Here is an 18,333-nt window from a genome sequence, read left to right as displayed (position 1 = left end):
TTCACCATTCCTCTACTCGCTCGTCGGCGGGTTCCCTGGCGATGTGCTCCAGTGCGGCTTTCAGCAGCCTTCGGCGCCGGGTCGCCGCTTCCATCTCTTCTTGGCTTGTCACTCGGGTATCTGCATTGGCCCGTGCCTCGCCGGAGAGGTAGTAATCCAGCGTTCCCCAGAACCCTTTGCGCTCCGACTTTCGTTCCAGCGCGGCCTGGTAGGTGCCCCTTGCGGTGGCGGCCCGTCGGCGTTCTGCCGTGACCTGGCCGGAAATGACACACCGGCACAGTTCCTGCATGACGGTGCCGGCTGCCTTGGGTTTCACCTCGGGCGGAATGCCTCGGAAGCGATAGTGTCCCCGGAAGTCCAGAGTCGGATCACCGTCGCTGTCGGTCGTTTCGCTCCACTTCCCCTCCATCAGGTCGACGCATCCGTAGGTGTCGATCGGTGCGTACACCACCCTCACCGGGCGATTCCTGCTTTCCTTCTCGACGGTTTCGACGATCGTCCTGTACTTCTCCCGGACCAGCTGCCGCAGTTGTGCGGCCTCACGGCCTTTTCCGCCGTTGTCGTCGAAATACGTCTCGCACTTCAGAGGGGCGAGCAGCAAAGTGGCGGGCTCGTCGCGATGTTGGGGAAGATTGCGCGCCTGAGCCCATGCGCGAGCCATCGGAATGATGTCTTCGAAACCGAGAAGGTCGGCCGAGGCCCGGCGCTGGGCCGGGGTCGCAGCCTCCATCAGGACGGCCGATTCCACGGGCACCAGCAGCATGAGGCTTTCGGCGATGTGCGCTTCGCACTCGGGCCACCTCTCCCTGGCCTCGACGACGCGGGCCCGGGCGGAAGGGTCGAGCCAGCCGCCCGGGTAGTCGAGAATGCTGAACGGGATGCCTTCCGTACCGTTCCCCAGCGCCCGCAGCCCCACGTTGTAGAGCGCCAGCGACTGAGTCCCGCCGAGTGCGCCGGCATCGAACTCGCGCGCTTCGATGGCCCGGCGCAGACTCTTCTGGTTCCTGCGGACCCTCATCTCGGTCTCCTCGTCCATGACGAGGGTGATTCCGCTGCCCGCCAACATGGCTTGCGTCTCGGCCAGGATGGCGGTGAGCAGGGTCGTCTTGCCGGCCCTGGACGGACCGACCATCGATACCTTGAACGACGGAGTCAACGCCCGATCTCCTCTGCACCAGTGGGGTACCGGTCCGTGTCGGTGAGCAGTTCGCGCAGAGCGGTCACCAGATCCCGGACCTGACGCACCCGCTCCGTAGCGGCCCGCGTCCCTGTTCGGTCGCCGGGCCACATGCGGCCGTGGAATCCGCCGACCAGACGACGGAACTCCGCCTCGGAGGACTCGGACCGGACGAAGGCGTCCTCGAACTGCTCGCCGTAGGCGAAGAGCGCCTGAGCCGTTGCCGCCGGCTCCTGGGCGAGGACCGACTGGGCGTCGTACGCCGCCTGCCGGGCCAGCTGGGTGATGCGCTCCAGCAGCAACTCGGCCCCGTCGGCCGTACGCGGCACGGACAGCAGGCTGGTGGGGCCCGTCTCGCGGGACGGGTCGTCAGGCTCGGGGCACAGTACGTCGAGGGCACGCCGCAGCCTGGGCAGCACCCGGGTGTGGTAGTCGAGCCGGATGTCCAACGCGACCTCGAGCGTCTCGGCCAGGGTGGGACAGGGGTCGGATGCGTCGCGCAGGACACGCGACAAGGTCATCAGGGAGTCCTGGGGGCGGACAGGGCGTGCGGGGCCGGCCTCGTCGACCAGCCGTGCCAGCCTGGGGCCGAGCGCCGTGACCAGACCCGTCCAGTAGTCGTCCCGGCGTTGCGTCAGGAGATCGTCCACCGCCGAACAGCGGCGTGCGATCTCCACCCGTGCGCCATTGAGCTGGGCGACGGCGAACGGCAGAGAAGCACGGTCCACGCGAAAGCGGTTCAGCGCCCGCCGCTGCCAGGCCTCGACGCCTTCGCCGAATCCGCTGAGCACCCACTCGCGGACGTCCTCGTGGACCTCGGTGACGCGGGCGAAGTACTCGGTGTCCTCGTAGTCGTCCGCGGTCCGTTCGCGAAGGGTGTCCACCCAGGCCTGGACGGAGGCGGCCACCTCCTCGCGCAGCGCGGCCGCACGGGCGATCACCTGCTCCGTGGCGGTGGGCACAGCCGCCGTCCGCAACGCGTCGGACCAGTCGGCCAGTTGGGCCCGGATGCGGGCCGTGCGGTCGCGGCACACTCCGACAGCGTCGTCGATGACCGCCTTGTCCATGCGCGGCAGAGCGGTCGCCAGGTGCTCCAGGACCGGCTGGAGCACCTCGTCGCGGACGAGGTCACGGTCGGCGCCGTCCGCGAGGATCACCCAGTAACCCCGGTCGGCATCGGAGCCGTTGAGGCGTTCCCGCAGGTCGTCGTCGAGCGCCCGGACGTTCTCGGGAAGGCACTCGCCCGTGTTCACCAGGATGAGAGCGAAGTCCCGTACATCGGCCACCCCGCAGACGCTCGCGACGAGCTCCAGTGCGTCGGCATCCTCCTTGGCCCACATGGCGTTGGTGTCGGTCGGGCGCTTGACGACGATCACGAAGTCCACGTCGTTGCGCAGACCGTCCACGTGATGTGTTTCCGCCGCCGGCACCAGTTCGCCGAGGCCGGGCAGGTCCACGAGCCCCAGGGCGGTCACGTCCTCGATCGGGAAGGGACAGGTGATCGTCGCGTCCCGGACCGCGAGGTACGGCCGCTTCACAGCGCCGCCCTGGCCGGTCTCCGGGTAGGCGACCCACTCCCTGATGTCCGACAGGTCCACGCCGCGGACCTCGCCGGTGAGACAGTGCCGGTACGTGGCCAGGGCATCCTGGGCCTCGCGCACGCGGGCCAGGAGCGGTGCCAGCCGCGGCTGTTCGGGTCCGCTCACGCCATCGACGCGCGGGTAAGCGTAGTTCACGAATTCCGACAGGTCACGTGGCGCCGGCAGCAGGCCGAGCTCGGTGTGGTACGGACCGATCACGTCCTGGAGGAACGACGTCTCGCTGTGCATCGCCAACCGGGCGCCACGGTCGGTGGCCGAGTGGTGGATGCGACTGCGGACGGCCGTCACCGGCCGGCCGCGCCCACTGGGAATCTGCCGGTCGTCGAGTCCGGACAGCGACTGCAGCACCGTGCTCTTGCCGTTGCGGGCACGGCCGCTCACGCCGATGTCGACCGTGGCGCGGCTGACCCTGGCGCGGACCGTGGCAAGCACGTCCAGGCAGTCCTGCGCCGCCCGCACCATCGTGTCCGCGTCGAGAGAGTTCAGCACGGCCTGAGCCGGGTCGTCCGCGGACGGGTCGCCACCGAGGACGGCGGCACCCAGCTCCGTGGCCAACTGGTGAATCCTTCGCCAGCGGCCGACCTGTTCGTCGACCACCGGCAGATGTGCCCGCCGTCGGCGCAGCACCGCGTCCAGACGTTCCTTGTTGTCGCTCATGGGCGACCGGCCCCCCTCGCATTCCTGCACATCACGTACGGCGTCGCCGTTCCGACCCCGTCGCCGGACGGCTGCTGCCTCGCTCAGCACGTTACGGAGGGAGCCACCGGCGGGACCCTGGGGATGACCCCGGGGTTGTCCCCAGGGTTGCGAGTCGCCGTCCCAGGGTCGGTGCCCTGACAGGCCGGCGGCTGCCGCTGAGCGGTGTCTCAGCCGTCTCGTCCGAGCTTGTCCATCAGACCCATGCGGGAGGTGATGCCCAGCTTGGCGTAGGCGTTGCCGAGGTGGTACTCGATGGTCTTCACGCTGAGGAACAGTTCGCGGGCGATCTGACGATTGGTCATGCCCTGCATGGCGAGCCTGCAGACGGTGAGTTCCTGGGACGTGAGCACGGGATGTGCGACATCCTCCGGGCGTGCCGCCGCCGCTCGGCCGCAGGCTGCCAGCTCCCTGTTGCATCGCTCGAGATACGGCGTGGCCTGGAGCCGGTGGAACGTTCGGGAGGCGGGTTCGAGTGCGGCCGCCGCGTCGGTGCGGCGATGGGCGCGACGCAGGAAGGTGCCGTGGGCGAGGAGCAGCAGGGCTTTCTCGAAGCAGGGCTCACCCCGCTCGCAGTGGGCCAGCCCGTCGTGGAAGGCGCGCTCGGCGGCTTCGACGTTTCCGAGGGCCTCTTCCACGAGGCCGCGGCAGCGCGCGGCCGCCGCTTGGTCGAGCCATCGGCGGCGCTCGGTGGCGCGGCGCTCGTAGGGGATGAGCACGTCTCGTGCCTCGGCCGCACGACCGGTGCGGACCAGGGCTTCCACGAGCAGCGGACGCCAGGGGAGGAGGCCGACCTCCTCGATGCCGTTGCGGTGGACGATCTCCTGTCCCAGAAACGGGTTCAACCCGGTGACCACGTTCTCGTAGTCGCCGCGGGCGGTGTGCACCATGGCGAGTGCCGTGGCCGCGAACGCGGTGTCGTTGATGTCTCCGAGCATCCGGGCGTGTACGGCTGCGGCCCTTGCATGCGCTTCGGCCGTCCGGAAGTCGCCCCGTCCGGCGAGGGGAAAGGCGGTCACGGCGTGCACCACGGCGAGGATGGAAATCTGGTCGGTGTCCTCGGCCAGGGAGACGGCCTGTGTGCCGTGTGCGACGGCGTCGTCCCATGATCCGGCCCGGTACTCGGCATCTGTGAGAAACCCCAGTGCCACGAGGGCGGCGTACGGCAGTCCACCGCGTCGGTGCGAGGCGAAGGTGTCCCTCAGATCTCGACACGCCTCGCTCAGCTGCCCGTTCCACAACTGCAGCATGCCGCGTGCGAGCAGGCCGTCCAACTGCTCGGGGCTGTTGCGCGGCCCTGACAGCGGCAGATGAGCAAGGGATTTCATGGCTTCCTCGTACTCGCCGGAGACAGCCAATCCGATCGCGAGGGAGTCCCGCAGGAAGGACGATCGGGTGCCCGGCGGCAGGCCGAGTCCGCGGCGCGCCCACTCGATGATGTTCGGCGCGTCACCCTGGATGAGGCACAGCCACGCCAACTGCTCGGCGGCCTTGCGGAGGGTCTCGGTACCGGTCGCCGCGTCACAGCTTTCCCAGCAGGCCGAGAGTTCACGGCGAGCCTCGTCCAGCCGTCCGGCGGTCAGGGCGAGATGGCCCAGCACATAGTGCTGTTCGGCGCCGGGATCAGTCTCCCGGACTTCCTGTTCGAGTTCGGCGGCCTGACTGACGTCCCCGGCGAGAAGGAGGTATTCGACCGCCTGGAGCATCCGCTGTGCGCTGCGGGAGCGGTCCGGACCCAGCCGTGCGGCCGACATCGAGGCGGAGGCCGCGGCCGACCAGGCGCCCTCCTCCGCCTGCTGCCCCGCGAACCCCTCGAGTTCGTCCGCGAGCCCGCGGTCGGGGCCGACCGCGGCGCACACCCGGTGCTGCAGCGTGATGCTCGGATCGTCCGAGAGACCGGCCGCCAGCTGATGCAGGCGGGAGCGTTCGCCGGGCTCCAGACCGCGATACACGGCGGCCCGCAGCAGTGGGTGAGGGAAGGCCACCCTGGGCATGGCGCCGACCGCGCCCTCTGCAAGCAGTTCCCGTGTCATGGCTTCCGCCAACGACTCCAACGGGTCCGGAACGGCGCCGAGTTCCGCCGCCACATGCAGCGGAGCGGACATGCCGAGGACACTGACGGCGCCCACGAGTCGACGTGTGCACGGGGCGCAACCGTCGAGCCGCTCAGCGACGAGCCGCTCGTACCGGCGTGGTGCGGGCAAGAAGTTGTCGCCCGCGCTCAGCAGCTCGCCCGGATACTGCTGAAGCAACGCCTTGGTGTGCAGTGGGTTTCCTACGGTGTGGTCCCTGAGCCGAGCGAGGGCCCAGCGGGGCAGCGGTGACAGGCCCAGCGCCCGGTTCAGCTCGGCGAGTTCCGCGACGCCGAGTCCGGACAGCGTCAGTCTGGCGGTCGTGTCCTCCTCGAAGATGCGGTGCAGTCCGTGCGGCAACCGCGGGTCGGTCGCGTCGCGGGTCACCAGCACCGTGAGCACCCGGTCCACGCGCAGGCGCCGCAGTACGAACGTGAGCGCGTGCAGTGAAGGGGTGTCCGCCCACTGGACGTCGTCGATCACCAGAATGACCGGCGCACGGTCCTGGAACCTGCCCAGAGCGTCGATGAGGGTCGCGCCGACGGCGATGGGGTCCGGCAGAGAGGCTCCGGCGTCCGCGACGCCGTGCGTCTGGTGCGGTAGCAGCTGCGTGACGACCCCGTACGGCAGATGCATCTCGAGTTCGTCCCCGCTCGCCTGCAAAAGGCAGTGATCCGTGCCGAGACCGGCGAGGAAACACCGCACGAGCGAGGTCTTTCCGATGCCTGCCGGCCCGTCGATGAGGACGGCTTGCGGCTCACCCTCCGCGGCCCGGACCAACCTGGCCCCCATCTGTGCCAGCTCTTCCACCCTGCCGAAGAACAACGCTTCAGGCACTTGCCTCGACATGCAGTTCCTTCCCCCGGAAGCACTCCCGCCGGGTGCACGCGCGACGGTGCACTCGATACCGGGAGCCGATTGACCTTCGAGACATATACCCGGAAGTCGCAGCGAGGGGACGAACAACCCGTTACTGGAGCACTCCACACTCAAGCCTGATAAGGGGACAGGGGCCCTGGTTCGGGTGGAGGAGCTTGACGGCCAGGAAGGTGACGGCCTTGGCGATGGTGGTCGCCAAGGCCGTCACCTTCCTGGGAACGGCGTCGGGTGCGGTTGTCGTTACTCGGCGCCGAGACCGGCGGCGTCGACCGTGGTCTTGCCCGCGGCCTTGAGGACCTTGTTGAGCGGTGCGAGGTCGTAGATGTCCTTCAGGTCGGGCTTCTCCAGGAGGCCGGCCTTGACCGCGTGCTCCGCCTCGGTGTTGAGGGTGGAGGCCAGCGGGTCGTCGAGGAAGGTGATGGACTTCCAGGCCGCGTCGATGACGTCGGCGGGCAACGCCTTGCCCGACAGCTTCTCCAGCGCCGCGTTGGCGGACGCCTTGGCCTTCTCCGGGTTGGCGTTGATCCACTCGTTGGTCTTCACGGACCCGCGCAGTACGGCCTCGACGACGTCGGGGTGCTCCTTGAGGAACTTCTGCGACACGATGATGTTCGTGATCACGAACTTGTTGTCCGGCCACAGCGTCGACTCGTCGAGCAGCACCTTGCCGCCCTCGGCGACCAGCTTGGAGGCGGTCGGTTCCGGCACCCAGGCGCCGTCGATGGAGCCGGACTTGTAGGCGTCCGGGGTGACCTTGTTGTCCGTACGGACGACGGAGACGTCGCCCTGGCCGCTCTGCGCGTCGACCTTCCAGCCCTTCTCCGCGATCCAGTTGAGGAACGCGACGTCCTGGGTGTTGCCGAGCTGCGGGGTGGCGATCTTCTTGCCCTTGACGTCGTCCAGGGACTTGATCTTCTTCGGGTTGACGACGAGCTTCACGCCACCGGAGGCGGAACCGCTGATGATGCGCAGGTTCTTGCCGTTGGACTTGGTGTAGCCGTTGATCGAGGGGGAGGGGCCGATCCAGCCGATGTCGATGGAGCCGGCGTTCAGCGCCTCGATCTCGGAGGGGCCGGCGTTGAACGTGGCCGCCTTGATCGTGGTGCCGCCGAGCTCCTTCTGGAGCAGGCCCTCCTGGACGCCCACCAGGGCGGTGGCGTGTGTGAGGTTGGGGAAGTAGCCGATCTTCACCTCGTCGGCGGAGAGCTTCTTGGCGCCTGCCGCGACCGCGGCCTGCTTGCCGTCGTCGGTGGACTCGGAACCGTAGCCGCAGGCGGTGAGCAGGAGGGGAAGCGCGACTACGACGGCGGTGGTGCGCAGGGCGGTGAGCGGTCTCGCGGCAGACACAGAGGTGTCCTCTCAGGGATGGGTGATCAGGGATGGGTGATCAGGGATGGGTGATCAGGGATGGGCGATCAGGGATGGGCGATCAGAAAGGTGCGAAATGTGAGGTGCGAAGTGTGAGGCGACTGCTCGTCGGCAGGCGACGGCACTCCACTTCTCGGTCGTCGGCGGCAGACATGCCGTCGGGTGCTGAGAAATGGAACGTGAGCGTGTCCGGCCCGCCGACGCGGCGGGGAGGCAGGGCGACGGCGCCGGTTCGGAGAGCGTCAGGATCCGTGGTGTCGGAGGGGCCGACAGATGGCACTGGACGTACGGCCGAGGTCGATATGACGACGCGAGGTCAGAAGGGGCAGCATCCGGCCGACATGGTCGAGCGTTCTCATGGCCACCACCCCCGCAGATCCCTAGTTTTCCTACCTGGATGATGGGGATCGTGGCAGAAGGTGGCGTCCATCCCAAGGGGGTGTTCGTATGACGGACACAACCTTCTCACTCTGTGAGATCAGTCGTGGGTGGCCCGGCGGGTCAGGGGTTGACCCAAGCGCCTGGTGTATTGGTCAACGCGGAGACATCGGCGGGCAGTTGGGCCGATGCGACGTCGGCGAGCGACACGCCTTCGAGGATCTCGCGCACGTTGGACCGCAGTGCGATCCACAAGGGGAGCAGTGACTCGGCGGGGCCGGTGTAGGACAGATCCGGCGGGCGGACCCCGCGTACCGAGACCAGTGGTCCGTCCACGGTGCGTATGACGTCGGCGATGCTGATGGAGTCGGCGGGCCTGGCCAGCCGGTAGCCGCCGTTGCCGCCGCGCTGGCTGAGCACGAGACCGCCTCGGCGCATGTCGTTGAGGATGCTTTCGAGGAACTTGTGCGGGATGTCCTGGGCGTCGGCGATGGCCTCGGCCTTCAGTGGCCCGTCATCCCGTGACGCGGCGAGCTGCAGCGCGGCACGTACCGCGTAGTCCGCCCTGGCTGAGATCCGCATGCGCGCATTATCCCGTAATCCCGTACTGCTTCGGGCGCCCTCGATGCCCGTGGTCAGACAGGCAGGACGAACGGAGGGTGCGCGCCGTTGAGGAAGTAGTCCCCGACATCGCGGAGTCGGTGGGCGGCGGGCTCGTACAGGGTGTGGGTCCGCGCGTTGCGCCAGAAGCGGTCGAAGCCCAGCCGCGAGGACGCGGAGCGGGAGCCGACGATGTCCAGGGCGCGGGTGGTGGACTCCTGCGCCGCCCTGGAAGCGGCGGCTTCGGCCATGGTCACGAGGACCGAGATGTCCGCGTACTCGTCGTAGGTGAGGTCCGGGCCGTGTGCCAGCCCGGCGTGCAGGGCCTCCAGCGCTTGCTCGGCGAGTGCGGAGGCGGCGCGGGCGAGGACGGTGAGTTCTCCGTAGACGGTCAGCGTCTGCGGGTCCTGGGGAGAGCCGACCGGCCAGGCGGGATGCCAGGGGGAGTGGCCCGCCCTGCTGTACTCACGCGCTTCGGCGAGCACTCCCTCGGTCATGCCGAGAAGGAGCTGGACGGACAGGAGACGTCCGATCGGCGATATGAGAGCGACCAGGGGTGACAGGACGTCCTCGTCCGCGGACAGGGAGCCGAGTACGTCGTCGGCGGCGACCGGTACGGAGTCGAACTCCACGCTGCCGCCGGCCGCGAGCCGCTGGCCGAACGTGTCGACGTCGGCGTCGATCCGCACGCCGGGGTGGGCCGGATCGACGACGACGGCGAGTGGTTCGCCGGTGCCGGCCCGCTCGGCCCGCACGACGAGGCGGTCGGCGACCAGGACCCCCGTGGCGTAGCTCTGCCGACCGTCGAGTACATGGCCCCTGGCTTTCCTGGTCAGCGCCAGGGGCAGCTCCTGACGGGCGAGACCGCCACCCCAACACCACTGCTCCGCCGCCGACTTCTGCTCGAACCGAGCGGCGAGGGCGGGCTCGGTGAAGAACCGGGCGCTCCACGACAGGAAGTAGTGACAGCCGAGCAGTTGACCGATGGCGCCGTCGGCGGCGGCGATCTCCCGGACGACGGCGTACGCCGTGCGCCAGTCCGCGCCGCCTCCCTCGAACTCGGCCGGGAGGAGGAGCGTCAGCAGTCCCGCTTCGCGCAGTCGGTACACCTCGTCGAACGGGGTTTTGCCCGCGTGCTCCCTGGCCACCGCGTCCGTGGCCAGGTCGTCCGCCGTCTCGCGGGCCACCTGCAGCCAGTGCACACGGCCGGGCCCCGTCCGGTCGGATTCCGAGGCGGGTCCGGACGGCGCAGTGGCAACGCCCATGGCGGTGGTCTCCTCACGGTCGGCGGCAGAGTCACGTCCCCACCCGATGGAGTGAATCGTTGCTGCCTGTGGGGCATGTGCATCATCCTCGGCACCCGCCGGGCAGGCCGTCAATGCTTTCCTAGTAAATCGATAGGAAATATAGGGAACGCAGTGCCGTGGGGACAAGTCCCAGATGCCTCGACAGGGTTGCGGGCGCCCTCGGCTCAGTCGACGAACAGCCCCCGCGCCGCGGCCCGCGCGTCGAACTCCTCCAGGTGGGCCTGGGCGTCCGGCAGGGCGTCGCACATCGCTTCCAGGAGGACCTGCCCCAGCAGCATGGGGGCGCTCACGGTGTCGAACACCAGGCCCGTCCCCACGGCCGCCGGCAGGAGCAGATCGCTGTGCGCCGCCACCGGGGCGAACGTGCCGTCGGCGATCGTCACCACGGTCAGCCCCGTGGCACGGGCGTGGCCGAGCGCGGCGAGGATCTCCCGCGGGTGGCGGGGCAGCGCGAAGCACAGGAGCGCGCTGGCGCCGGCGTGCCGGGCCGCGTCGACACGATCGGCGAGCAGGGAACCGCCCTCGTCGAGCAGGCGCACGTCGGGGTGGACCTTCGCGGCGAAGTAGGCGAAGCCCCGCGCCGCAGCGGCGGAGGCGCGCAGCCCGAGCACCGGCAGTGGCCGGGAGGCGGCGAGCAGCCGACCGGCGCGCTCCACGGGCCCCGGATCCGCGAGCAGGGACGCCAGCTGCCGCAGGTTGTCGATCTCGGCCCGCACCGCCTGCTGGTACGGGTTGCTCGGCTCCTGGTCCAACGGGGTTCCGGGGGGCGCGAGTTGTCGCACATGGCTGCGCAGCCCCGGATAGCCGTCGAAGCCGAGGGCGATCGCGAAACGGGTCACCGACGGCTGGCTCACACCGGCCAGTTGAGCCAGTTCCACGCTCGACAGGAAGGGCACGTCCGCCGCTCGCCGCACCAGGCAGTGCGCGATGCGACGCTGCGTCGGGGTGAGCCGACGGCCTTCGAAGAGCTGGTGCAGCCGTGCGGAGGCGCCGACACCCGCAGGTATGTCGGTGCCGGCGCCTTCACTCATCCGCTTCCCCCAGCCGTTGCGTTGCCGAACCGGTCAGCGTTGCCGGATCCGTCAGCCTCAGCATTGCCGGACCCTCAGCTTCAGCATTGCCGAACCCGTCAGCTCACGAGGCCGGCCTTCGTCAGCCACTCCTTCGCGACCGTGGCGGCGTCCTCCTTGTCGTTGACGAGCTTCTTCATCATGTCCTGCAGGTCGGCGGTGGTGAGCTTGGCGGAGACGCCGTTGAGCGCCGCTTTGGCCGTGTCGTCGACCGCGGACTTGTAGACGAGGGGCGTGACGTTCTGCGAGGAGAAGAGGTTCTTCGGGTCCTCCAGCACCACCAGCTTGTCCTCGACGATGGCAGGGTCGGTCGTGTAGATGTTGGCGGCCTGCACCTTGTCGTCCTGCAGCAGCTTCAGCAGGGTGCTCTGGGCGCCCGCGTCGAGCGGTTGGAACTTCCCGAACTCGACGCCGTAGACCTTCTGCAGACCGATCCAGCCCTGCTGGCGGGTCTTGAACTCCGAGCCGGCGCCGAGGGTCAGCTTGCTCGCGACGGGCTTGAGGTCGGCGAGGGTCTTGAGGTTGTACTTGGCGGCGGTCTCCGCGGTGACCGTGACCGAGTCCTTGTCCTGGGCCTCGGCGGAGTCGAGGATCTCCACCGACGACGGGAGCTTCTGCTTCAGCTCGGCGTTGATCTCCTCGGTGCCGGTCGCGGTGCTCGTCTTGTCGACCGCGACGGCCAGCAGGGCGCCGTTGTACTCGGGGAAGACGCTGATGCCGCCCTTGACGATCTGGTCGTAGTAGACCTCACGGGCTCCGATGTCGAACTTGCGCGTCACCTTCAGGCCCTTGGCCTCGAGCGCCTCGGCGTAGATCTCGGCGAGCAGCTGGTTCTCGGGGAAGTTCGCCGAGCCGACGACGAGGGTCTTGCCGTCGCCGGCGGCGCTGCTGCCGCCCGCCAGCGGGTTGCTGTCGCTGTCGCCGCCATCGCCGCAGGCGGTCAGCGAGAAGGCGGCGATCAGGCCGAACGCGGCGGCGCGGTACACAGCTCTCTTGGGACTCATGGGTGTTTCCTTTCTCAGGGCGCGGAAGAACTCGGGCTCGGGAAAGCTCGGGCTCGGAGGAACTCAGGACTTGGACGCCGAGACCCGCAGGCCCGGCGAGACGATGACGCGCCGCAGCGCGGTGAAGACGATCTGGACGACCAGCGCCAGGAGGACGACGACGGCGGAACCGCCGATGACGAGCTGGTAGTCGTTGCGGGAGAGTCCGTCGACGATGAAGCGGCCCAGGCCGCCGAGGCCGGGGTAGGCCGCGACGGTCGCGGTGGCCACGACCTGGATCGCGGCGATCCTGAGGCCGAGGAGGATCAGCGGCAGCGCCATCGGCACCTCCACCCGGACCAGGACCTCCCACTCGGTCATGCCGACCCCGCGGGCCGCGTCCCGGGTGGCGGGGTCCACGCCCCGGACGCCCTCGAAGGTGTTGATGAGGATCGGCGGGACCGCGAGCGCGACCAGGGCCACCAGCACCGGTGTGGTGCTCAGCCCGGCGAGCGTGACGACGAGGACCACCAGGCCGAAGGTGGGGATGGCCCGCGCGAGGTTGGCGACGCTGGCGACGGCGAACGCGCCGCGCCCGGTGTGCCCGACGAGCAGCCCGAACGTCAGCCCGATCAGGGCGGCGAAGAGCAGCGACACACCGCTGTAGGTGAGGTGTTCCAGGAGCCGGTGGGGGATGCCGTCGTCGCCGTGCCACTGTTGCGAGGACGTCAGCCATTCCCCCACGAGCCGGACCTGGTTGAGGAAATCGTTCATGACGACGTCACCTTGCTCCGGGACCACGGGGTGAGCAGCCGTTGCGCGAGGACCAGCAGGGCGTCCGTGGTGAGCGCGAGCAGCATGATCAGCGCGATCGCGGTCACGATCGGGGTCGGGAAGTCGAGCTGGAGGCCCCGGGTGATGTAGTAGCCGAGACCGCCCTGTCCGATCAGCTGGCCCACGGCGACGAGGCTGATGGAGGAGACGGCGGCGACGCGTACACCGGCGATGACGACGGGTACGGCTATCGGCAGTTCGACCTGGACGACCCTGCGCACCGTGCCGAATCCCAGCGCGGTGGCCGCCTGCCGGACCGGTTCGGGGACCGAGGCGAGGCCGTCCACGACGTTGGGCACCAGAACCGACAACGTGTACAGCGTCAGCGGGATCATCACCGTGCGTTCGGTCAGCCCCGTGTACCGCACGAAGATCATGAACAGGGCCAGCGACGGGATGGAGTACAGGATGTTGGTCACGGTCAGCACCGGCGCGTACAGCCAGCGCCAGCGGTGACACGCGATCCCCAGCGGCACCGAGATGATCAGCCCGAACAGCACCGGCAGCAGGCCCAGTCGCAGATGCACGCCGGTGTAGTCGGCCAGCTCGCCGGCGTGGTCGCCGATCCACTGCCACCGGACCAGCGGCTCACCGTCTCTCATCGGTCATCACCGTCGGCCTTCGCACCGTCGGCCTTCGCACCGTCGGCCTTCGCGCGGTCCGTCTTCGCGCTGTCCGTCGTGACGGCCGCCGGCTCGTCGGCTTCGGCGGCCGTCACGGCGGACAGCTCATGGGCGTCCGCGACGCCGACGACCGCGCCGTCCGCGTCGACCCCCACCGCGAGCCGGGCGGGCGACAGCAGGGCGGAGTCGAGGGCGGCCCGTGCCGAGTCGTCGGCGAGGCTGAACGTGTGGCCGAGGGGGGCCAGCGGGGCATCGGCCAGCGTGCCGCTCTCGGGCAGTTTTTCGGCCGCGGCCCAGCCGAGCGGCCGTCGGTCGTCGTCGACGACGAGCAGCCAGGCCTCGCCGGCCGCCCGGGCCTGCGCGACGGGAGCGGTGGCCGCCAGGACCGGACCGTGGCGCAGCGGCACCTCGGCGGCCTTGACGAAGGACAGCCGGCGGATGCCCCGGTCCTGCCCCACGAACCCGGCCACGAACGCGTCGGCCGGGTGGGCGAGCAGCCGCTCGGGGGTGTCGAACTGGGCGAGCTTGCCGCCGGTCCGGAACACCGCGATGTTGTCGCCGAGTTTGATCGCCTCGTCGATGTCATGGGTGACGAACACGATCGTCTTGTGCAGCTCTTTCTGCAGCCGGATGAACTCCGCCTGCAGCTCCGCCCGGACGATCGGGTCGACCGCGCTGAACGGCTCGTCCATCAGCAGCACGGGCGGGTCGGCGCCCAGCGCCCTGGCCACTCCGACGCGCTGCTGCTGCCCGCCGGAGAGCTGGTTCGGGTAGCGCTTGGCCATCTCCGCAGGCAGCCCCACCAGTTCCAGCAGCTCCGCCGCCCGTGCCCGCGCTTTCTTCCGGCTCCAGCCGAGGAGCAGCGGGACGGTGGCTATGTTGTCGAGGATGGTGCGGTGCGGGAACAGCCCCGCGTGCTGGATCACGTACCCGATGCCCCGGCGCAGCTCGGGGGCGTGGACCTCGCGGATGTCCCGGCCGCGCAGGCTCACCGTCCCGGCGGTCGGCTCGACCATGCGGTTGATCATGCGCAGGGTCGTGGTCTTGCCGCAGCCGGAGGGACCGACCAGGACCGTGATGCCGCCCTCGGCGAGCTCCAGGGAAAGTTCGTCCACGGCCGTGGTGCCGTTCGGATAGTTTTTGCTCACCGCGTCAAACCTGATCAAGGTTGCCCCTTACCCCGACTGCATATGGTCATGCAGAGTCGCGGGTGAGTGAATGACAGTCAATGGCTGCCTGTAAACGGCGTATTACGTTCGTACGAAATCAGCAAACCAGCAGTTCAGACGTAGGGAGACAGCCCATGGAACCTGTCTGGTTCACCTTCCTCAACGGCGCGGACATAGAGCGGCTCGAACTGACGGACACCGAGATACTCGACGCCGTCGAGGACGGGCTGCGTGCCCAGGGTCTTGGCCAGACGGTGATCGAACCGCGCGTCCACCTCATGCCCGATCCCGCGTTCAACGGCCACTTCAACGTCCTGCGCGGGTACATCGCTCCGCTGGCGCTGGCCGGAGTCAAGATCGTGGGCGACTACGTCGACAACCACCAGGCCGGGCTGCCCTCCGAGATGGCCCTGCTCAACCTCTTCGATCCGCGCAGTGGCATGCCGGTGGCCGTGCTCGACGCCACCGCCATCACGGAGATGCGCACCGGGGCCCTGACCGCGCTCGGCGCCCGTCACCTGGCCCGCCCGGACGCCAAGGTGCTCGGGCACATCGGCGCCCGTGCCACGTCGTACTGGAACGTCCGGCTGCTCGACCGGATCTTCGACCTGTCCGAGATCCGCGTCCACTCGCGCCGCCCCGAGAGCCGCGAGGCCTTCGCCGGACGGCTGGCGGAGGAACTCGGCAAGCCCGTCGTCGTGACCGAGGACTGGCAGAGCTGTGTGGAAGGCGCGGACATCGTGGTCGAGGCGTCCCGGCTGCGGAGGCCGGAGCCGCTGCTGAGGACCGAGTGGATCTCCCCGGGGGCGCTGGTCGTGCCCTACGGGACGAACAGCGCCGTCGAGCTCACCCTCACGGACATCATGGACAAGATCGTCGTCGACGACTGGGGCCAGGCGCACGCCGGGCCGTTCGGCGCCCTGCGCGTACACGTCGACTCCGGCAGGCTCAACAAGGCGAATCTGCACGGTGAGTTGGGGGAGATAGTCGCCGGCGTCAAGCCCGGCCGGGAGAGCGCCGAGGAGACGATCCTGTTCTGGCACCGCGGCCTCTCCCTCTCCGACATCGCCCTGGGCGCCGCCATGCTGAAGAAGGCCGCCGAACGCGGCCTCGGCCAGAGGCTGCGGTTCGCATGACCGAGGTCGTCATCGACGGGAGGACGCTGTCCTACGACGACGTCGTCGCCGTCGCCCACCACGGCGCCCGGGTCGAACTGGCGGACGAGGTGTTCCCGCGGCTGGCGCGCGAGCGTGCCGCCGTGGACGACGTAGTCGACCGTCAGGTGCCGACCTACGGCCTGACGACGGGGCTGGGCGCCCGCTCCTCGTACGCACTGCCGCGCGACGAGCTCGAGGTGTTCAGCGCCCGCACGGTCCGGGGGCGGGCCAACGCGGTCGGCGATCCGCTGCCGGTCCCCGTCGTACGCGCTGCCGTCCTCGCCCGCGTGAACGGCCTCGCGGGCGGCGGCAGCGGAGTGCAGCCGGAGATCCTGACGCTGCTGGTGGCCCTGCTCAACGCGCGGGTGCACCCCGTGATACCCGAGGTGGGGTCGATCGGCGCCGCCGATCTGGTCCAGCTGGCCCATGTCGGTCTGGTCGTCATCGGCGAGGGCAGCGCCGAGTTCGCCGGCGAGGTGCTCGACGGCGCCACGGCACTGCGCCGGGCCGGTCTGGCCCCGGCCCTGCTGGGCCCGAAGGACGGGCACGTGCTGTGCAGCGCGAGCCCGCTGGCGGCCGGTCAGGGCGCGCTCGCCCTGCACGAGGCGGCCGCCGTCCTCACCCTGGCCCAGGCCGTCACGGCCCTGACCTACGAGGGCTTCCGGGCCAACACGAGTCCGCTCGACGCGCGGGTACTGGGACTGCGGCCCGCCCCCGGGCAGTCCCGGGCGGCGGGCGAACTGCTCGCCCTCCTGGACGGCGGTGAGCTGGGCGATCCCCGCAACGCCCGGCGGGTCCAGGACCCCGTCAGCCTGCGCTGCGCGGCCCAGGTCCACGGGGCGCTGCACACCGCGCTCGACTTCGCCGACGCGGCACTCCGGCCGGAGCTCAACGGCTGCGGCGACAACCCGGTGGTCCTGGCCGACACCGGCGAGATCCTCTCGTCCGGGAACTTCCACACCCCGGCCCTCGCCCTCGCCTTCGACACCCTCGCGCTGGCCCTGACGCAGACCGCGTCGATCTCCGCCGAGCGCATGCGACGGCTGCTCGACCCGGCCGTCAGCGGACTGCCCGCGAACCTCTCGCCGTACGGTCCGGAGCGCTCGGGCTTCGCCCCCCTGGCCAAGACGGCACAGGCGCTCGTGGCCGAGATCCGCATGCTGTCCGTACCGGTGAGCACCGACCCCCGCCATGGTGCGCACGCCGTCGAGGACGACTCGACCAACGCGGCGCTCGGCGCACGGAGGTTGACCACGATCCTCGTGCGGCTGCGCCAGTTGCTCTCCGTGGAGTGCGTGGTCGCCGCACAGGCGGTGGATCTGGCAGCCCCGCCCGTGCTGGGACGGGGGCCGCAGTTCCTGTACAGCGCAATCCGCAAGATCGTGCCCCGCCTGGACGACGACCGGGCCTGCGGGGCGGACGTGGAGGCGGTGGGCCGCGCCGTCCTCGGCTCGGACGAGGTCCGGGGCACACTGCGCGCCCTGGCGGGAGGATCGGCATGACCCACGTCGACGTCCACCAGCATCTGTGGACCCCCTCGCTGGTGACGGCCCTGCGATCGCGCCGCGAGCCGCCGTTCCTGGACGGCTGGACCCTGTTCCTGGACGGTGAGCCGCCCTACGAGATACCTCCCGCCGACCACGACATCGCGCGGCGTACGGAACTCGCCGTCGCCGACGGACTCGGCCGGGCGCTCGTCTCCCTGTCCGCCCCGATCGGCGTCGAGTGGCTGCCCGCCGTCGAGGCCCGGCCCCTGCTCGACGCGTACCACGACGGCGCGGCCGAGCTGCCCGCACCGTTCGGGGCCTGGGCCGCGGCCTGCGTACGGGACATCGACGCGAACGCGACGGAGAGGGAGCTGGAGCGGGGGTTCGTCGGCCTCCAGCTTCCGGCGAACGCCCTTGCCGACGCGACCGGTTACGCGCGCTGTGCCCCGCTGCTCGATCTGCTCGAAGAGCGCGACCTCCCGCTGTTCGTCCATCCCGGGCCTGCACCGGGAGGTTCCGAGGGGCCCGGATGGTGGCCCGCGATGGTGCCCTACGTCCAGCAGATGCACACCGCCTGGTTCGCCTTCCAGGCCTTCGGCCGACCCCGCCATCCGCGTCTGCGGGTGTGCTTCGCGCTGCTGGCCGGGCTCGCCCCACTGCACGGGGAGCGCCTCGCCGCCCGGGGCGGACCGCGGGAGAAGACCGATCCGGACGTGTTCGTCGAGACGTCCTCGTACGGTCCGACCGCCGTCGAAGCGGTCGTCCACGCCCTGGGTCCGGACGCCGTCGTCCAGGGCTCGGACCGGCCCTACGCGACGCCCCCACGCCACCCCGGCTTCGGCCTGGGCGCGGCCGCGGCGTACGCCTTCCGCATCGCCAATCCACGGCGGCTGCTCACGGGAAAGGAGTGACGCGCCCATGCCGAGTCCCGC

The 18,333-nt window shown here is 69.9% G+C and carries 15 protein-coding genes; 3 read left to right on the top strand and 12 right to left on the bottom strand.

Going from position 1 to position 18,333, the window contains the following annotated elements; genetic code table 11:
* Nucleotide 1: 1 nt before the first annotated feature.
* The 12 genes from ABZ725_RS46935 to ABZ725_RS46880 all read right to left on the bottom strand — a co-directional run bounded on the left by ABZ725_RS46935 (nt 2) and on the right by ABZ725_RS46880 (nt 14,754).
* Nucleotides 2-1,156 carry a hypothetical protein gene (locus ABZ725_RS46935; protein ID WP_358808500.1) on the bottom strand — a complete coding sequence of 385 codons (1,155 nt, stop codon included), beginning with the start codon at nt 1,154-1,156 and terminating at the stop codon, nt 2-4.
* Nucleotides 1,153-3,435: a hypothetical protein gene (locus ABZ725_RS46930; protein ID WP_358808499.1), complete on the bottom strand. Its 2,283-nt coding sequence runs from the start codon at nt 3,433-3,435 to the stop codon at nt 1,153-1,155. The genes ABZ725_RS46935 and ABZ725_RS46930 overlap by 4 nt, the downstream gene beginning before the upstream one ends.
* Before the next feature lie 209 nt (nt 3,436-3,644).
* Nucleotides 3,645-6,395 carry an AAA family ATPase gene (locus ABZ725_RS46925; protein WP_358808498.1) on the bottom strand — a complete coding sequence of 917 codons (2,751 nt, stop codon included), beginning with the start codon at nt 6,393-6,395 and terminating at the stop codon, nt 3,645-3,647.
* Nucleotides 6,396-6,665: 270 nt separating this feature from the next.
* Nucleotides 6,666-7,772, bottom strand: coding sequence for an aliphatic sulfonate ABC transporter substrate-binding protein (locus ABZ725_RS46920; RefSeq protein WP_358808497.1), 1,107 nt, complete (start codon nt 7,770-7,772; stop codon nt 6,666-6,668).
* 263 nt (nt 7,773-8,035) lie between these two features.
* On the bottom strand, nt 8,036-8,125 hold the full coding sequence (locus tag ABZ725_RS46915; RefSeq protein ID WP_358808531.1) for a putative leader peptide: 90 nt from the start codon (nt 8,123-8,125) through the stop codon (nt 8,036-8,038).
* Between the two features lie 169 nt (nt 8,126-8,294).
* Entirely contained in the window at nt 8,295-8,753 is a 459-nt protein-coding gene (locus tag ABZ725_RS46910; protein ID WP_351916826.1) for an Rrf2 family transcriptional regulator, read from the bottom strand.
* A 53-nt stretch (nt 8,754-8,806) separates the two neighbouring features.
* Nucleotides 8,807-10,036, bottom strand: a complete 1,230-nt coding sequence (locus ABZ725_RS46905) for an acyl-CoA dehydrogenase family protein (RefSeq protein ID WP_358808496.1) — start codon at nt 10,034-10,036, stop codon at nt 8,807-8,809.
* 206 nt (nt 10,037-10,242) lie between these two features.
* Nucleotides 10,243-11,109: a MurR/RpiR family transcriptional regulator gene (locus tag ABZ725_RS46900; RefSeq protein WP_351916830.1), complete on the bottom strand. Its 867-nt coding sequence runs from the start codon at nt 11,107-11,109 to the stop codon at nt 10,243-10,245.
* Between the two features lie 98 nt (nt 11,110-11,207).
* Nucleotides 11,208-12,152, bottom strand: coding sequence for an ABC transporter substrate-binding protein (locus ABZ725_RS46895; protein ID WP_358808495.1), 945 nt, complete (start codon nt 12,150-12,152; stop codon nt 11,208-11,210).
* Nucleotides 12,153-12,215: 63 nt separating this feature from the next.
* Nucleotides 12,216-12,905, bottom strand: a complete 690-nt coding sequence (locus ABZ725_RS46890) for an ABC transporter permease (protein ID WP_358808494.1) — start codon at nt 12,903-12,905, stop codon at nt 12,216-12,218.
* Nucleotides 12,902-13,567, bottom strand: a complete 666-nt coding sequence (locus tag ABZ725_RS46885; RefSeq protein WP_358808493.1) for an ABC transporter permease — start codon at nt 13,565-13,567, stop codon at nt 12,902-12,904. The genes ABZ725_RS46890 and ABZ725_RS46885 overlap by 4 nt, the downstream gene beginning before the upstream one ends.
* Nucleotides 13,564-14,754 (bottom strand): ATP-binding cassette domain-containing protein, encoded by a 1,191-nt coding sequence (locus tag ABZ725_RS46880; RefSeq protein ID WP_358808492.1) that lies wholly within the window; start codon nt 14,752-14,754, stop codon nt 13,564-13,566. The genes ABZ725_RS46885 and ABZ725_RS46880 overlap by 4 nt, the downstream gene beginning before the upstream one ends.
* A gap of 137 nt (nt 14,755-14,891) precedes the next feature.
* On the opposite strand from ABZ725_RS46880, the gene ABZ725_RS46875 reads away from it, so the two are divergent.
* Genes ABZ725_RS46875 through ABZ725_RS46865 form a run of 3 tightly spaced genes read left to right on the top strand, consistent with a single transcriptional unit; the run spans nt 14,892 to nt 18,312 of the window.
* On the top strand, nt 14,892-15,893 hold the full coding sequence (locus ABZ725_RS46875) for an ornithine cyclodeaminase family protein (protein ID WP_358808491.1): 1,002 nt from the start codon (nt 14,892-14,894) through the stop codon (nt 15,891-15,893).
* On the top strand, nt 15,890-17,416 hold the full coding sequence (gene hutH, locus ABZ725_RS46870; protein WP_358808490.1) for a histidine ammonia-lyase: 1,527 nt from the start codon (nt 15,890-15,892) through the stop codon (nt 17,414-17,416). The genes ABZ725_RS46875 and hutH overlap by 4 nt, the downstream gene beginning before the upstream one ends.
* The gene (locus ABZ725_RS46865; protein WP_358808489.1) at nt 17,413-18,312 is read left to right on the top strand and encodes an amidohydrolase family protein; all 900 of its coding nucleotides are present in this window, start codon (nt 17,413-17,415) and stop codon (nt 18,310-18,312) included. Before hutH ends, ABZ725_RS46865 begins: the two co-directional genes overlap by 4 nt.
* Nucleotides 18,313-18,333: the final 21 nt, after the last annotated feature.

The sequence above is a fragment of the Streptomyces sp. NPDC006872 genome (assembly GCF_040635845.1).
Classification (GTDB): domain Bacteria; phylum Actinomycetota; class Actinomycetes; order Streptomycetales; family Streptomycetaceae; genus Streptomyces.
This window is presented reverse-complemented; position numbering and strand designations above follow the sequence as displayed.

Bases quoted from the DNA above. Each gene is read 5' to 3' on its own strand.
- ABZ725_RS46910 (WP_351916826.1), bottom strand. From the start codon at position 8,753: ATGCGGATCTCAGCCAGGGCGGACTACGCGGTACGTGCCGCGCTGCAG.
- ABZ725_RS46875 (WP_358808491.1), top strand. From the start codon at position 14,892: ATGGAACCTGTCTGGTTCACCTTCCTCAACGGCGCGGACATAGAGCGG.
- ABZ725_RS46915 (WP_358808531.1), bottom strand. From the start codon at position 8,125: ATGCTGCCCCTTCTGACCTCGCGTCGTCATATCGACCTCGGCCGTACG.
- hutH (WP_358808490.1), top strand. From the start codon at position 15,890: ATGACCGAGGTCGTCATCGACGGGAGGACGCTGTCCTACGACGACGTC.
- ABZ725_RS46930 (WP_358808499.1), bottom strand. From the start codon at position 3,435: ATGAGCGACAACAAGGAACGTCTGGACGCGGTGCTGCGCCGACGGCGG.
- ABZ725_RS46885 (WP_358808493.1), bottom strand. From the start codon at position 13,567: ATGAGAGACGGTGAGCCGCTGGTCCGGTGGCAGTGGATCGGCGACCAC.
- ABZ725_RS46890 (WP_358808494.1), bottom strand. From the start codon at position 12,905: ATGAACGATTTCCTCAACCAGGTCCGGCTCGTGGGGGAATGGCTGACG.
- ABZ725_RS46905 (WP_358808496.1), bottom strand. From the start codon at position 10,036: ATGGGCGTTGCCACTGCGCCGTCCGGACCCGCCTCGGAATCCGACCGG.
- ABZ725_RS46895 (WP_358808495.1), bottom strand. From the start codon at position 12,152: ATGAGTCCCAAGAGAGCTGTGTACCGCGCCGCCGCGTTCGGCCTGATC.
- ABZ725_RS46865 (WP_358808489.1), top strand. From the start codon at position 17,413: ATGACCCACGTCGACGTCCACCAGCATCTGTGGACCCCCTCGCTGGTG.
- ABZ725_RS46925 (WP_358808498.1), bottom strand. From the start codon at position 6,395: ATGTCGAGGCAAGTGCCTGAAGCGTTGTTCTTCGGCAGGGTGGAAGAG.
- ABZ725_RS46900 (WP_351916830.1), bottom strand. From the start codon at position 11,109: ATGAGTGAAGGCGCCGGCACCGACATACCTGCGGGTGTCGGCGCCTCC.